The 14,864-nt window shown below is 67.5% G+C and carries 12 protein-coding genes; 10 read left to right on the top strand and 2 right to left on the bottom strand.

Annotated features, from left to right (window positions below; all coding sequences use genetic code 11):
- The first annotated feature begins 124 nt into the window (after positions 1-124).
- Genes yajC through GH2_RS11215 form a run of 6 tightly spaced genes read left to right on the top strand, consistent with a single transcriptional unit; the run spans position 125 to position 7,739 of the window.
- On the top strand, positions 125-478 hold the full coding sequence (gene yajC, locus GH2_RS11240) for a preprotein translocase subunit YajC (protein WP_066167518.1): 354 nt from the start codon (positions 125-127) through the stop codon (positions 476-478).
- 9 nt (positions 479-487) lie between these two features.
- Positions 488-2,125 (top strand): protein translocase subunit SecD, encoded by a 1,638-nt coding sequence (secD, locus tag GH2_RS11235; protein WP_066167515.1) that lies wholly within the window; start codon positions 488-490, stop codon positions 2,123-2,125.
- Positions 2,122-3,180, top strand: coding sequence for a protein translocase subunit SecF (secF, locus tag GH2_RS11230; RefSeq protein ID WP_066167513.1), 1,059 nt, complete (start codon positions 2,122-2,124; stop codon positions 3,178-3,180). Before secD ends, secF begins: the two co-directional genes overlap by 4 nt.
- Positions 3,177-4,865 carry an ABC transporter substrate-binding protein gene (locus GH2_RS21990; protein WP_066167511.1) on the top strand — a complete coding sequence of 563 codons (1,689 nt, stop codon included), beginning with the start codon at positions 3,177-3,179 and terminating at the stop codon, positions 4,863-4,865. Before secF ends, GH2_RS21990 begins: the two co-directional genes overlap by 4 nt.
- Positions 4,862-5,431: an adenine phosphoribosyltransferase gene (locus GH2_RS11220; RefSeq protein WP_372434540.1), complete on the top strand. Its 570-nt coding sequence runs from the start codon at positions 4,862-4,864 to the stop codon at positions 5,429-5,431. Before GH2_RS21990 ends, GH2_RS11220 begins: the two co-directional genes overlap by 4 nt.
- Entirely contained in the window at positions 5,412-7,739 is a 2,328-nt protein-coding gene (locus tag GH2_RS11215; RefSeq protein WP_372434547.1) for a RelA/SpoT family protein, read from the top strand. Before GH2_RS11220 ends, GH2_RS11215 begins: the two co-directional genes overlap by 20 nt.
- Before the next feature lie 7 nt (positions 7,740-7,746).
- On the opposite strand, the gene GH2_RS11210 is transcribed toward GH2_RS11215, so the two are convergent.
- On the bottom strand, positions 7,747-8,676 hold the full coding sequence (locus tag GH2_RS11210; protein WP_066167505.1) for a peptidylprolyl isomerase: 930 nt from the start codon (positions 8,674-8,676) through the stop codon (positions 7,747-7,749).
- A gap of 152 nt (positions 8,677-8,828) precedes the next feature.
- Here GH2_RS11210 and GH2_RS11205 point away from each other — a divergent pair, with 152 nt between their 5' ends.
- Together GH2_RS11205 and hisS are read left to right on the top strand one after the other, a co-directional pair.
- A complete protein-coding gene (locus GH2_RS11205) occupies positions 8,829-9,512 on the top strand; it encodes an MBL fold metallo-hydrolase (RefSeq protein ID WP_066167499.1) in 684 nt (227 codons plus the stop codon).
- A complete protein-coding gene (hisS, locus tag GH2_RS11200) occupies positions 9,509-10,804 on the top strand; it encodes a histidine--tRNA ligase (RefSeq protein ID WP_066167496.1) in 1,296 nt (431 codons plus the stop codon). The genes GH2_RS11205 and hisS overlap by 4 nt, the downstream gene beginning before the upstream one ends.
- A 14-nt stretch (positions 10,805-10,818) precedes the next feature.
- Here the strand turns inward: hisS and ypfJ are convergent, their stop codons facing one another.
- The gene (gene ypfJ, locus GH2_RS11195) at positions 10,819-11,688 is read right to left on the bottom strand and encodes a KPN_02809 family neutral zinc metallopeptidase (protein ID WP_066168183.1); all 870 of its coding nucleotides are present in this window, start codon (positions 11,686-11,688) and stop codon (positions 10,819-10,821) included.
- Between the two features lie 136 nt (positions 11,689-11,824).
- On the opposite strand from ypfJ, the gene aspS reads away from it, so the two are divergent.
- Together aspS and GH2_RS11185 are read left to right on the top strand one after the other, a co-directional pair.
- Positions 11,825-13,621 (top strand): aspartate--tRNA ligase, encoded by a 1,797-nt coding sequence (gene aspS, locus GH2_RS11190; protein ID WP_066167493.1) that lies wholly within the window; start codon positions 11,825-11,827, stop codon positions 13,619-13,621.
- A gap of 7 nt (positions 13,622-13,628) precedes the next feature.
- Positions 13,629-14,780, top strand: a complete 1,152-nt coding sequence (locus tag GH2_RS11185; protein WP_066167490.1) for a phosphotransferase — start codon at positions 13,629-13,631, stop codon at positions 14,778-14,780.
- The last annotated feature ends 84 nt before the right edge of the window (positions 14,781-14,864 follow it).

The raw sequence follows: 14,864 nt of genomic DNA, 5'->3' as shown, positions 1-14,864 counted from the left end.
TCGCTGCGTCGACGGGAAAACTCCTGCTGAGCGTCGTCGCGGTGGCGGTCGACAGTGGACACCCGTGCATCGACTCCCGACCTGTGCGTGAGGTTTTGTCCCCGGGCCTGGCACACTGGTCCCCATGGAATCGTTGATCCTTCCGTTGATGCTTGCTGCCATGGCGGCGTTCATGTTCTTCAGCATCCGCAATCAGAAGAAGCGCGCTGCCGCCGCAGCCGAGATGCAGAACTCGCTCGAGGCCGGCTCGCGCGTGCAGCTCCACGCCGGTCTGTTCGGCACCGTCGTGGAGGCTGAAGAAGGCCAGAACATCAAGATCGAGATCGCGCCCGGTGTGGTCACCGAGTGGAACCGTCTCGCCATTCGCGAGGTGGTCTCGCCGGAGGCACCCGCCATCGAGACGATCGACGACGATCGGATCGCTGTCGATGAAACGGACACCGTGTCGCTCGACAAAGAGCAGAACGAAGAGAAGTAGAACGAACGCGTGACTAAACCCAATCTGCGCGGTGGAGCAGGCAGGCTCCGACCCGAGGCTCCGCCGTGGCAGCCGCTCACGGTCTTCTTCCTGATCCTCGGGATCGTCTACGCCCTGGTGTTCTTCACCGGCGGCGGCAGCCCCACTCCCAAACTGGGCATCGACTTGCAGGGCGGCACGCGCGTCGTCCTGACCGCGCGGACCGACGACGGCAGCGCGCCGTCGTCGTCGCAGCTGGAACAGGCTCGCCAGATCATCGACCAGCGTGTCAACGGTCTCGGCGTCGGCGGCTCGGAAGTGGTGATCAACGGAAACACGATCGTCATCACCGTCCCCGGCGACGACGGCAAGCAGGCGCGCGACCTCGGTCAGACCGCACGCCTCTACATCCGACCGGTGGTCGAGCAGCAGCCCGCCCAACAGCAGAAGCCCGATCCCGCCGCCAAGGACGTCGTCGATATGACGCCCGAGGAGCAGACGGCCGCGGTGGACGCGCAGCGGAAGGCGCGGCAGGCGCCCGCGAACGCCGACGAGGCCCAGCTGGCGGCGCTGCGGGCCGAGATGGCGAAGGTCAACTGCGCGCCGGACTACAGCGATCCGCTGGTCGGCTACGACAAACCCGACCAGTACCTCGTCGCCTGCGGCAAGGACGACGGCATGGTGTACCTGCTGAAGCCGATGCTCATCGACGGCCGCGACATCGCTGACGCCAAGTCGGGACAGAACCAGACCGGTGCATGGACCGTCAACGTCGATTTCAAGGGCGACGCACAGAAGACGTGGGCCGACTTCACCGGCAAGAACGTCGGCGTTCAGACCGCCGTCACGCTCGACACCCGAGTACTCAGCGCTCCGTCGATCAACCAGCAGATCCTCGGCACCACTGAGATCAGCGGTCGATTCACCCAGTCCGAGGCGAATGCGCTCGCGAACGCACTCAAGTACGGTTCGCTGCCGCTGTCGTTCGCCATGTCCGACGCACAGACCGTGTCGGCGACCCTGGGTCTGCAGTCGCTCAACGCGGGACTGATCGCGGGTCTTGTCGGCCTGATCCTGGTCCTGCTCTACTCGCTGCTGTATTACCGCGCGATGGGGTTCCTGTCGGTGCTGTCGCTGATCCTGGCCGGCGCCATGGTCTACGGCATCATCATCCTGCTGGGGCGCTGGATCGGGTTCACGCTCGACCTGGCGGGCATCGCCGGTCTGATCATCGGCATCGGCATGACGGCCGACTCGTTCGTCGTCTACTTCGAACGCATCAAGGACGAGATGCGCGAGGGCCGAACCGTCAGATCGTCGGTCACCCGCGGCTGGCAGAGCGCCCGCCGCACCGTGTGGACCGGTAACGCGGTCAGCTTCATCTGTGCCGCGATCATCTACGTGCTGGCAGTCGGCGCCGTCCGCGGATTCGCGTTCACGTTGGGTCTGACGACCCTGATCGACATCATGATCGTCTTCCTGGTCACGCATCCGATGGTGGTGCTCGCCAGCCGCAACGAGTTCCTCTCCCGGCCCGCCGTCAACGGCCTGGGCGCGGTCTCGGAGGTCGCTCGTGAACGCCGCAAGGCGCACGTTGCCGCACGTGCGGCCGCCGGCGTCAGCGCAGCGACGGACGCGGGGGCGGCAAACGAAGGGGACAAGCAGTGACCAACCCGTCCACGGACGACCGGAAGGCCACGACCGAATGGTCCGACGCCGACTACGTCGCCGATAAGAATCAGTCGTTCCTGTCGCGCCTGTACTCGGGCACCGGCGCCTTCGACGTCGTCGGCAAGCGCCGGATGTGGTACATCGTCTCGGGCGTCATGATGCTGATCTGCATCCTCTCGATCGCGATTCGCGGGTTCACCTTCGGCATCGATTTCGAGGGCGGTACCCAGATCTCGATGCCCGCACGGGGCTCCATCACCACCTCGGATGTATCGAAGGTCTTCGAGGACACGCTGCAGCGTGCGCCGGAGACGGTGCAGGAGGCCGGCGCGGGCGCTGCGGCGACCTTCCAGATCCGTACCGAGACGCTGACCGGCGCGGAGACCGCCGAGGTGCTGCACGCGCTCGGCACCGCATTCCAACCGGACGTCAACCCGGGCGACGTCAGCTCGTCGGACGTCAGCTCCACGTGGGGCCAAGAGATCACCAAGAAGATGCTCATCGCCCTCGTGGTGTTCTTGATCGTCGCCTTCATCTACATCGCCATCAGATTCGACAAGGAGATGTCGATCGCGGCGATGGCCTCCCTCGTCTTCGACCTCGTCGTCACGGCAGGCATCTATTCGCTCGTCGGCTGGGAGATGACGCCTGCGACCGTCATCGGTCTCCTCACGATCCTCGGCTTCTCGGTGTACGACACGGTCGTCGTCTTCGACAAGGTGGAGGAGAACACGCGGTCGGTGTTCGCCACCACACGGCGGACCTATGCGGAACAGACCAACCTGGCCGTGAACCAGACGCTGATGCGTTCCATCAACACCACGGTGATCTCGGTGCTGCCGATCATCGCGCTGATGGTCGTCGCGGTGTGGATGCTCGGTGTCGGAACCCTGAAGGACCTGGCGCTGATCCAGTTGGTCGGGGTCGTCGTCGGTACCTACTCGTCGGTCTTCCTCGCGTCACCGTGGCTGGTGTCGATGAAGGAACGGAACAAGGACATCAAGCGGCACACCGCGAAGGTGCTCGCACGCCGGGAGAGGATCTCGGCATGATCACCCCGCGGCTGCGCCGGGTCGCAGCGATGCTGGCGGCCGGAGCGGCCGCGGGTGCTCTCCTCGTCGCCTGCGGATCAGACGACCGCGCCGACGTGGACTACCTCATCGACGCGCGCGTCGCGTCGTACAACGTCAACACCGTCGACGGCCATGCCGACGGCGCGGTGATGGCCCTGGCCCGCGTGCTGCCCGGGTTCTCGATCGTCGGGCCGGAAGGCCAGATCATCGCCGACCGCGACATCGGTCGGGTGACGCAGGAGCGCGGCACCGCCCTCACCCTGCGTTACGAGTTCGCTAAGGACGCGGCCTATTCCGACGGCACCGCGATGACCTGCGACGATCTGTTCCTGGCCGCGACCGCGATGAGCGGAGCGACCAAGGGCTTCGACGCGTCGACCAACGCCGGCTACGGCGACATCGACCGCGTGGACTGTGCGCCGGGCGACAAGGTCGCGACGGTGGTCTTCAAGCGCGGTCGCGACTACGGTCAGTGGCGCGAACTGTTCGGCGCAGGCACGCTGCTGCCCGCCCACGTCGTGGCGAAGGCGGCGGGCGTCCCCAACGTCGTCGATCCGATCCGCGCGGGAGACACGAAGGCGGTCGCCGCGATCGCAAAGGCCTGGAACACCGGATTCGACCTGAAGCCGGGCACCGCGATCGACGAGAAGAAGTTCCCGTCGGCCGGTCCGTATCGCATCGCCTCGTACACGGTCGACGGCGGGCTGGAACTGGTCGCCAACGACAAATGGTGGGGTGCGGCGCCCGCGTCCGGCGAAGTGACCGTGTGGCCGCGTGGGACGAACGGGGAGGCCGCCCTGGACGGCTCGCGAGCGACCGTGGTCGACAGCGGTGATCTCGCGCTCGGCGACCGGGTGAGCGGTGTCGAATCGGCCACCCCGGTGGCGAATCGCACCAGCGAACGCGACGAGGCGCCGCTCGCGGTGACCCAACTGGTGTTCGCAGGCAAGGGCGTCGGAGCCGATCCGCTGGTCCGCCGAGCGCTGGCACTCTGCATGCCGCGCGACGCGTTGGCCCGCAGATTCGGCGCCAACGGCATCACGTGGAATCTGCGCGCGGCATCGCCCGCCGATCCGCTTGGGCCGTCGCTCAACGCGCAGTACAGCCGCCGCTATCCGCGGGCCGACGTGCCGCGGGCGACCTCGACGCTCAAGCGTCGCGGCACCGGCGACCGCGCGCACGCCACAGTGCGGATCGGATATCTCGCGCCCTCGAAGGAGAATGCGGAGATCGTGAAGACGATCGCCGACAGCTGTGCCACGGCCGGGCTGACGGTCGAGGACGCCTCGTCGCCCGAACTCCGCATCGGCGAACTCGGTCGGGCATACGACGCACTGCTGACCTCCGACGGCACCTTTGCGGCCTCCAGCACGGCGTCGGGCTTCCCCGAAATCTTCTCGCTGGCGTCCGGAGATCCGCAGAACCTGTCCGGGTTCAGAAACAAGCAGGTGACCGACGCGATCGGCGACCTGGCCGGAACCGTCAGCGACAGTGCTCGACTCCCGCTGCTGCGGACCATCGAGACGGCGGCATGGGACGACCTCCCGACCATTCCGCTGTTCGGCACCGTCCGAGCTCGCGAATCGTCGAACGTCTCGAATCTGGTGCCGGGACTCGGCAGCTCGGGGACGGGCTGGAACATGGATCGCTGGGGGACGTCGTGACAGTGGAGGACCAGTCGGCGCGCTGCCGGGAGCGGGCCGCCGCGGCCGTCGAACGGCATGCACGCCTGATCCCTGACTTTCCGTCGCCCGGCATCGCGTTCAAGGATCTGACGCCGGTGCTGGCGGACGCCGACGGTCTCGACGCCGTGATCGACGCGCTGGCGCACGTGTGCGACGGGGCGGATCTCGTCGCCGGGGTCGATGCGCGCGGCTTCCTGATCGCCGGCGCAGTCGCACGACAACTGGGCGTCGGAGTGGTCGCGGTGCGCAAGGGCGGCAAGCTGCCGCCGCCGGTGGTCGGCGTCGACTACGCGCTCGAGTACGGCACGGCGCGCTTGGAGATCCCCGCCGATGGGATCGATCTCGCCGGCCGCCGAGTGGTGGTGATCGACGACGTCCTCGCGACCGGCGGCACCGTCGTCGCCGCGGCCCGTCTGCTGGTTCAGGCCGAGGCGATCGTGGACACGGTCGCCGTCATCATGGAACTCGACGGTCTGCCGGGGCGCGAACGCGTCATCGCGGACGTCGGACCCGGCGTTCGAGTACATACCCTCTGCCGCGGCTGAGTACGATCGCCCTATGAGCGATCCCGACATCAAGCGACCGGACGACGCCTCGCCACTGAGTTCGCGCCGTGTCCGTGCGCGCCTGGCGCGTCGGATGACGGCACCGCCGCGCAGCGGCGTCGCGCCCGTGCTCGAGCCGCTGGTCTCGCTGCACCGCGAGGTGTATCCGAAGGCCGACGTCGCGGTCCTGCAGCAGGCGTACGCCGTGGCCGACGAACACCACTCCGGCCAGTTCCGGAAGTCGGGTGATCCGTACATCACCCATCCGCTCGCCGTCGCGACCATCCTCGCCGATCTCGGCATGGACACCACGACACTGGTGGCCGCGCTGCTCCACGACACCGTCGAAGACACCGGATACTCCCTCGACGCGTTGGAGAAGGATTTCGGTTCCGAGGTCGCGCATCTGGTCGACGGCGTCACCAAGCTCGACAAGGTGGCGCTCGGCAGTGCGGCCGAGGCGGAGACCATTCGCAAGATGATCATCGCGATGGCGCGCGATCCGCGCGTACTGGTGATCAAGGTCGCCGACCGCCTGCACAACATGCGCACCATGCGTTTCCTTCCGCCCGAGAAGCAGGCGCGGAAGGCGCGTGAGACGCTCGAGGTGATCGCACCGCTGGCGCATCGCCTGGGCATGGCGACTGTCAAGTGGGAGCTCGAGGACCTCTCCTTCGCGATCCTCCATCCGAAGAAGTACGAGGAGATCGTCCGACTGGTGGCCGACCGCGCGCCCAGTCGTGACACCTACCTGGCGCGCGTCCGGTCCGATCTCAACACCGCGCTCAGCGGATCCCGGATCACCGCGACCGTCGAAGGGCGTCCCAAGCACTACTGGTCGATCTACCAGAAGATGATCGTCAAGGGGAAGGACTTCGACGACATCCACGACCTCGTCGGGATGCGCATCCTGTGCGACGAGGTGCGCGACTGTTACGCCGCCATCGGCGTCGTCCATTCCCTGTGGCAGCCGATGGCCGGACGGTTCAAGGACTACATCGCCCAGCCGAGCTTCGGCGTGTATCAGTCCCTGCACACCACGGTGATCGGACCCGAGGGCAAACCCCTCGAGGTGCAGATCCGGACCGTCGAGATGCACCGCACCGCCGAGTTCGGCATCGCCGCCCACTGGCGCTATAAAGAAGGGCGAAAGGGCAAGGGCCGCAAGGCGACCGACGTCGCCGAAGTCGACGACATGGCGTGGATGCGCCAACTCCTCGCGTGGCAGCGCGAAGCGGCGGACCCGGGGGAGTTCCTCGAGTCCCTGCGGTACGACCTCGCGGTGAAGGAGATCTTCGTCTTCACCCCGAAGGGCGACGTGATCACGCTGCCCGCGGGCTCCACGCCGATCGACTTCGCGTACGCGGTCCACACCGAGGTCGGACACCGGTGCATCGGTGCGCGCGTCAACGGCCGACTGGTCGCGCTCGAACGCGCCTTGGAGAACGGCGAAGTGGTCGAGGTCTTCACCTCGAAAGCCGAGAACGCCGGCCCCAGCAAGGACTGGCAGAACTTTGTCGTCTCCCCGCGCGCCAAAGCCAAGATCCGCCAGTGGTTCGCCAAAGAGCGACGCGAGGAAGCGCTCGACAGCGGCAAGGAGGCCATCGTCAAGGAGGTCCGCCGCGGCGGCCTCCCGGTCCATCGACTGCTGTCCGGAGAATCGATCACGGCGCTGGCCAAGGAGTTCGGCTTCAGCGACGTCGACGCGCTGTACACCGCCGTCGGCGAAGGGCATGTGCCTGCGGGTCGGGTGGTCCACCGGCTGGTGGCGATGCTCGGCGGTGTGGACGCCGCAGAAGAAGAGATCGCGGCCCGGGCCACGCCGTCGACCACCACTCGACGCCGCCAGTCCGGCGACAGCGGCGTCGTGGTCGAGGGCGTCGACAATGTGCTCGTGAAGCTCGCGAAGTGCTGTACGCCGGTTCCCGGCGACGAGATCCTCGGCTTCGTCACCCGAGGCGGCGGCGTGAGCGTCCACCGCTCCGACTGCACCAATGCGGACGATCTGCGCTCGCAGCCGGAGCGCCTGCTCTCGGTCAACTGGGCGCCGAATCCGTCATCGGTGTTCCTCGTCGCCATCCAGGTGGAGGCGCTGGACCGCCACCGCCTGCTGTCGGACGTGACGCGCGTGCTGGCCGACGAGCGAGTCAACATCCTGTCCGCGACGCTGACCACCAACCGCGACCGGGTGGCGGTCAGCAAGTTCACGTTCGAGATGGGCGACCCGAAACACCTCGGTCACGTGCTGAACGTGGTCCGCAACGTGGAGGGCGTCTACGACGTCTACCGCGTGACGTCGGCGGCCTGACCGCTCGCTACTCGCTGATGGTCGCGGTCTTGATGTCCAGTGGCGTCTTCGGGTCGCCGTTGTCGGCCGTCCCGGACAGACCCGGATCGATGCCGCCCGCGACCACCTTGTCGACGATCTTCATGCCGTCGTCGCTGACCTTGCCGACGATCGCGAACGGCGACGGCAGCGGGGAGTCCTTCGTGACGATCATGAAGCGTGAGCTGCCGGTGTGCGACAGCCCCTGCTGTTCGTCGTTCTGGTTGATGATGGCGACGGTGCCGCGCGGATAGATCTGCGGGGGAGTCATGCCCATCTGCAGCATCTGCGGGCTGACGTCGCCGTCCTTGAGGCCGGTCGGATTCTCGTCGGGGCTGGTCCAGCCCGGCCCGCCTGCACCGATCCGCGTCGGGTCGCCGCACTGCAGCAGATTGGCGCCGTTCGCCTTCGTCAGGCGATAGCAGTCGGTGCCGTCGTAGAAGTGGTTCTGGGTCAGCGAGATCACCGCGTTCACGTTGCACGGCGCCGACGAACGATCGAGGGTGATCGGGATCGCGCCCAGACCCGTGTTGAGGGTCCAGTCCACGGTGCCGGTGTTCAGCGTGCGGTCGGCGGGCATCGGCGACGTGCCGCCCTTCTTGCTCGCCTCGCGGACGAACGCCAGGTACTTCTCGGCATCGGCGCGCTTGTCTGCGGGCGCCTCGTTGACGCGCTGTTCGAGCGACTTGATGATCTCGACCCAGTTGTCCGGCGACTTCGTGTACTCGCACGCGGTGTGCCGCTGGTCGTCCCAGTGCCGGTAGTAGAAGTAGCCGCCGACCGCGACGGCGGCGAGGACTGCGACGCTGCACAGCGAGATCACGGTGAGTCGACGCTGACGTGCGGCCCGGCGTTCGCTCTCGAGCCGTTCTTCCAGCTTGCGGCGGGCGGCGTCGCGACGCTCTTCGTTGGACGACACGCTGGTGGAACCTCCTGTGCGGCATGTGGGGCGGACTGCTGTCGCTGCAGCGCGCCCCATGCTATCGCAGGGACCTGGAAGGCCGATGAGACAATAGGTTCCAACGTGTCGTCCGGGCAGATCGCCGGGGCGCGAACGAGGAGGTGCGCCCCGTGCTGATCGCCGGGTTCCCCGCAGGAATGTTCCAGACCAACTGCTACCTGGTGGCGCACGATCGCGGCAGCGACGCGGTCGTCATCGATCCCGGTCAGGATGCCGCCCCGAACGTGCGGCAGGCGCTCGCCGAATACGACCTGACGCCCGTCGCGATCTTTCTGACCCACGGGCATCTCGATCACACCTGGAACGCCACCGAGTTGGCCGACGAGTACTCGATTCCCGTCTACATCCACGCCGACGATCGGCCGATGCTGACCGATCCGGGGATGGGCATCGGCAGCGCGCTGTCGTCGATGATCGGCGACATGACGTTCACCGAACCGGAGAAGGTCATCGAGTTCGTCGACGGCGAGGACGTCGACGCCGCGGGCTTCCGCTGGGCTGTCGACCACGCCCCCGGCCATTCGCGCGGCAGCGTGCTGCTGACGCCGGACGCGGCAACGGTGTGCTTCTCCGGGGACGTACTGTTCAATGGATCGATCGGGCGCACCGATCTTCCCGGCGGCAGTCATCAGCAACTGCTCGACTCCATCGCCGCGAAGCTGTTGACTCGGGACGACGACGTCGTGATCCTGCCCGGTCACGGACCCCAGACCACCATCGGCGCCGAGCGGACGGGCAATCCGTTCCTGCTGGACCTTCCCGATGCGAACAAGAAAGGACGATTCGGACTGTGAGTGGAGAATTTGCGGCGCCGAAAGGTGTTCCCGACTATTTCCCGCCTGCCTCGGCCGACTTCCTCGCCGTCCGGAACGCACTGACCGGCGCCGCCCATCGCGCGGGCTACGGACACATCGAGCTGCCGATCTTCGAGGACACGGCGCTCTTCGCGCGCGGTGTCGGCGAGTCGACGGACGTGGTCAGCAAGGAGATGTACACCTTCGCCGACCGGGGCGGCCGCACGGTGACGCTGCGGCCCGAGGGCACGGCGGGCGTGATGCGCGCGGTGATCCAGCACGGTCTGGACCGCGGACAGCTGCCGGTCAAGGTCTGCTATGCGGGGCCGTTCTTCCGGTACGAGCGGCCGCAGGCCGGACGGTACCGTCAACTGCAGCAGGTGGGCGTCGAGGCGATCGGCGTCGACGATCCGGCGCTCGACGCCGAGGTCATCGCCGTCGCCGACGAGGGGTACAAGCGTCTCGGACTGTCCGGCTACCGGCTGGAACTCACGTCGTTGGGCGACGACACCTGCCGCCCGCAGTACCGGGAAGCGTTGCAGGAGTTCCTGTTCGGGCTGGATCTGGATGAGGCGACGCGCGAGCGCGCCCGGATCAACCCGTTGCGGGTCCTCGACGACAAGCGTGCCGAGATCAAGGAGATGACCGCGAGCGCTCCGCTGATGCTCGATCACCTCAGCGAGTCGGCTCGAGAGCACTTCGACCTGGTCCGTCAGCACCTGGACCGACTGGGCGTCGCGTACGTCATCAATCCCCGCCTGGTCCGTGGTCTCGACTACTACACCAAGACCACGTTCGAGTTCGTCCACGACGGTCTCGGTGCGCAGTCCGGCATCGGTGGCGGCGGTCGGTACGACGGCCTGATGAAACAGGTCGGCGGCAAGCAGGATCTCTCCGGCATCGGGTTCGGCATCGGCGTCGATCGCACGGTCCTGGCGCTGGAGGCCGAGGGCGTCTCGGTGGCGGGGGAGGGACGCGTGCAGGTGTACGGAGTTCCGCTCGGCACCGCGGCCAAGAGCGAATTGGTCTGCATCGCCGGGCAGTTGCGCCGCGCAGGCGTGCACGTCGACCTCGCCTACGGCGACCGCGGGCTCAAGGGGGCGATGAAGGCGGCCGACCGCTCCGGCGCCCGCCTCGCCCTGGTCCTCGGCGATCGCGAACTCGAGGAGCGGACGATCGAACTGAAGGACCTGACGAACGGCGAGCAGCGCAAGATCTCGCTCGACGATGTGGTCACCGAGATCGGTACCGTGCTGGCTGACACAGACGCAGTGGCTGCGGACGGCGCGTAGACGGCTGACACGCCTTACAGGTCGTTGGTCGCGAACGTGTCGCAGCGGCCGGGGTCGCCCTGGGCGTAGCCGATCTGGAACCAGCGGACACGCTGTTGGGCGCTGCCGTGGGTCCAGCCCTCGGGATTGGAGCCCGCGCCCTGGATGGTGTCGTCGCCGATGGCCTTGGCGGACGCGATCACGGACTGGATCTGGTCGTCGGTGAGAGGTTCGAGCATCGCGTCCGGCCCCTTGTCGGCGTGGTACGCCCACACGCCGGCGAGGCAGTCGGCCTGCAGTTCGATACGGACCGACCCCGCGTTGCCCATGCGCTGCCCCTTGGCGAGAACCCCGGTCAGATTCTCGACGTGGTGACCGAACTCGTGCGCGACCACGTACTCCTGGGCGAGGGGACCGTCGGAGCCGCCCATCCGCTTGAGCTCGGCGAAGAACGTCGGGTCGAAGTAGGCCGTCTGATCGCCGGGACAGTAGAACGGCCCCATCGCCGACGACGCGGCGCCACAGGCGGTGGTCACATTGCCGGAGAAGATGATGGTCGCCGGCTGGGTGTACCCCTGCATCAGCTGTGACCACACCTTGTTCAGGCTGATCGTCGTGGCCTTGATCCGGCAGGCGTCGTCGGTGTTCGCCTGCTCGATGGTGCAGTTGTCGAGGTGCTTCTGCATCTCGGCGTTGTCGGCACCGGTCACCGACTGGCTCGACGACGAGGAGTCTCCGCCGCCGAGGATGTCGCCTGGATTGAAGCCGAACAGGAGCGCGACGATCGTGACGATCAAGCCGGCGCCACCGCCGAGCGCGATCCTGCCCCCGCCGAATCCGCCGCCTCCCGAACCGCCCGCACTGACATTGCCGCCCTCGAGCGGGCCGCTCCCTCGAAACGTCATGCGCATTACAGTAGCCGCGACGCCGCGCCGTGACGCGACATCGATGCGCTTGTCGCGTTGTCGGCGCAGGTCCGTAGAATCGGACGCAACAGCGTGAACCCTGGCAGCTCTGTGCTGCGCAGAAGGAAGGAACTCAGTGCTCCGCACTCATTTCGCCGGATCGTTGCGTCGGGAAGACGCATCGCAGACCGTCACCGTCGTCGGATGGGTGGCGCGTCGGCGCGACCATGGTGGAGTCGTCTTCATCGACCTCCGTGATTCGTCCGGACTGGTGCAGGTGGTCTTCCGAGACGAGCAGGTCGCCGAGGCGGCGCACCGACTGCGCGCCGAGTACTGCGTCCAGATCACCGGCCAGGTGGACGCGCGTCCTGAAGGCAGCGAAAATGCCGCGCTGGCGTCCGGCGCCATCGAGATCGACGCCAGAGAACTCGTCGTCCTGAACGAGTCGGCTCCGCTGCCGTTCCAGCTCGACGAGCAGCCCGGCGAGGAGGCTCGACTGCGCCACCGCTACCTGGATCTGCGTCGTGAGGGGCCTGCCAAGGCGATCCGACTGCGTTCTCAGGTCAGTGCCGCCGCTCGCGGTGTGTTGGGCGCTCACGACTTCGTCGAGATCGAGACGCCGACCCTGACGCGGTCGACCCCCGAGGGCGCCCGCGACTTCCTGGTTCCGGCGCGGCTGCAGCCCGGTTCGTTCTACGCCCTGCCGCAGAGTCCGCAGTTGTTCAAGCAGCTGCTGATGGTCGCGGGAATGGAGCGCTACTACCAGATCGCGCGCTGCTACCGCGACGAGGACTTCCGCGCCGACCGGCAGCCCGAGTTCACGCAGCTCGACATCGAGATGAGCTTTGTCGACGAGGACGACGTGATCGCGCTCGCCGAGGAGGTCCTGGCCGCCCTCTGGAAGCTGATCGGGGTCGAGATCACCACACCGATTCCGCGCATGACCTACGCCGACGCGATGCGCCGCTTCGGCAGCGACAAGCCCGACCTGCGTTTCGACATCGAACTGGTCGAGTGCACCGAGTTCTTCGCCGAGACGCCGTTCCGCGTCTTCAAGGCGCCGTACGTCGGCGCTGTCGTGATGCCGGGCGGCGCTTCGCAGCCGCGCAGGCAGCTCGACGCCTGGCAGGAGTGGGCCAAGCAGCGCGGCGCGCGCGGCCTCGCCTACGTCCTGGTCCAGGAGGACGGCAGCCTCACCGGTCCGGTCGCCAAGAACATCTCCGACGCCGAGCGTGAGACGCTGGCCGCTCACGTGGGCGCCAAGCCCGGTGACTGCGTCTTCTTCGCTGCAGGAGCGGTCAAGAGCTCGCGGGCGCTTCTGGGCGCCGCGCGCGGTGCCATCGCCGAGAAGCTCGAGCTCATCAAGGACGGCGACTGGGCGTTCACGTGGGTCGTCGACGCGCCACTGTTCGAGCCCGCCGACGACGCGACCGCCGCGGGCGACGTCGCGGTCGGTTCCGGCGCCTGGACCGCTGTGCATCACGCCTTCACCTCGCCGAAGCCGGAATCGCTCGAGAGCCTCGAGTCGAACCCGGGTGAGGCCCTGGCCTACGCGTACGACATCGTCTGCAACGGCAATGAGATCGGCGGCGGATCCATCCGCATCCACCGACGTGACGTGCAGGAACGGGTCTTCAAGATCATGGGCATCAGCGAGGAGGACGCGCAGGAGAAGTTCGGCTTCCTGCTCGACGCCTTCTCGTACGGCGCCCCGCCGCACGGCGGCATCGCCTTCGGCTGGGATCGCATCACCGCCCTGCTGGCGGGCGAGCCGTCGATCCGCGAGGTGATCGCCTTCCCGAAGTCGGGCGGCGGCATCGACCCGCTGACCGATGCGCCGGCACCCATCACGCCGCAACAGCGCAAGGAGACCGGCATCGACGCGAAGCCGCCGAAGGCTTCCGCCGAGACGAAGGCTCCGGCGGACGACTGAGGGCACCATGACGGTAATCGCTGACGAACGGATCTCGTCAGTCCTGCAGACCGCGGAGGGGGTTCTGACACGTCGTGCCGGCACCTCGGTGCAGCTCGACGAGCCGGAGGACCTCGGAGGCACCGGACGCTCCAGCGTCATCCGTGCCCGGGTGCTCGACAACCCGGTCTCGCTTGATCGCACGGTGGTGGTGAAAGCGTTCGACGATCAGACCGCGCCGTCGCAGGTGCTGCGGGAGATCGCGTCGTACCGCTATGCGACGGCGCTCCCGACCGCGTCGCGGCCGGGCCCGCAGCTGCTCGCGTCCGACTTCGAGGAGCGGCTCCTGGTGCTCACCGACCTCGGGCACGGCCGGTCGATGGTCGAATTGCTGGCCTCGACCGATGCCGACGAGGTGGAGCGCGGCGTCAGTGCGTGGGGTCAGGCCCTGGGCCGGATGCATGCGGCCACCCTCGGCGGCGAAGAGGACTTCGACACGCTGATGCGGGTCAGTGGCAAGACCAAGGGCGGAAGTGGTCGGATCACCGTCGCCGGCGGCGGCATCGGCGACGCTGCCGCTGCCTCGGTGAGGGCACACGACGAGCTGCTCGAGACCATCGATGTGGACGCGGTCGAGGGATCTCTCGCCCTGCTCGAGCGCGGACTCCGCCTGTTCGACGCGGGAGACTTCCGCGATTTCCGGGCGTTCAGTCCGGCCGACGTCGGTCCCGGCAACATCTTGATCAACGGCGACGGCGTCCAGTTCATGGACTACGAGTGGGGTGAGTTTCGCGACGCGACGCTCGATGTGGCGTACGCGCTCGCCACGTTCCCCGCACTGCTGTCGGCCGATGTGGTGATGGAGCGTCCCCGCCTGGAGTTGGCGCTGGTGCAGGCGTGGCGCGGCGAGGTGAAGCCGCTGTGGCCGTCGATCAACGACCGCAAGCTGGCCCTGCGGATCTTCACCGCCCGCGCACTCTGGGTGTGGCTGTCGACGTACTGGATGATCCAGGGCGATGCGTCCGGCCACGACTGGGCACTGCACACCGCCGACGCGCGGGTGGTGCTCGCACGGTGGGCCGACCTCGCCGACTCCGGCGAGGCGGCCGGAATCGACGAGAGCTTCGTCGACGCCGCCGACCAGGTCCAAGAGGCACTGCGGATCTACTGGTTCGGGTGAGTTGCCGCGGTGACTGATCAGACGGGGCCGGACGAGGGACTCTTCGCGACCGACGCCGCCGACGAGCAAGCGCCGACCGCACAG

The organism is Gordonia hydrophobica NBRC 16057, assembly GCF_001592365.1.
GTDB lineage: Bacteria > Actinomycetota > Actinomycetes > Mycobacteriales > Mycobacteriaceae > Gordonia > Gordonia hydrophobica.
The sequence above is the reverse complement of the archived record's forward strand: the minus strand, read 5'-3'. Positions and strand labels throughout refer to the sequence as shown.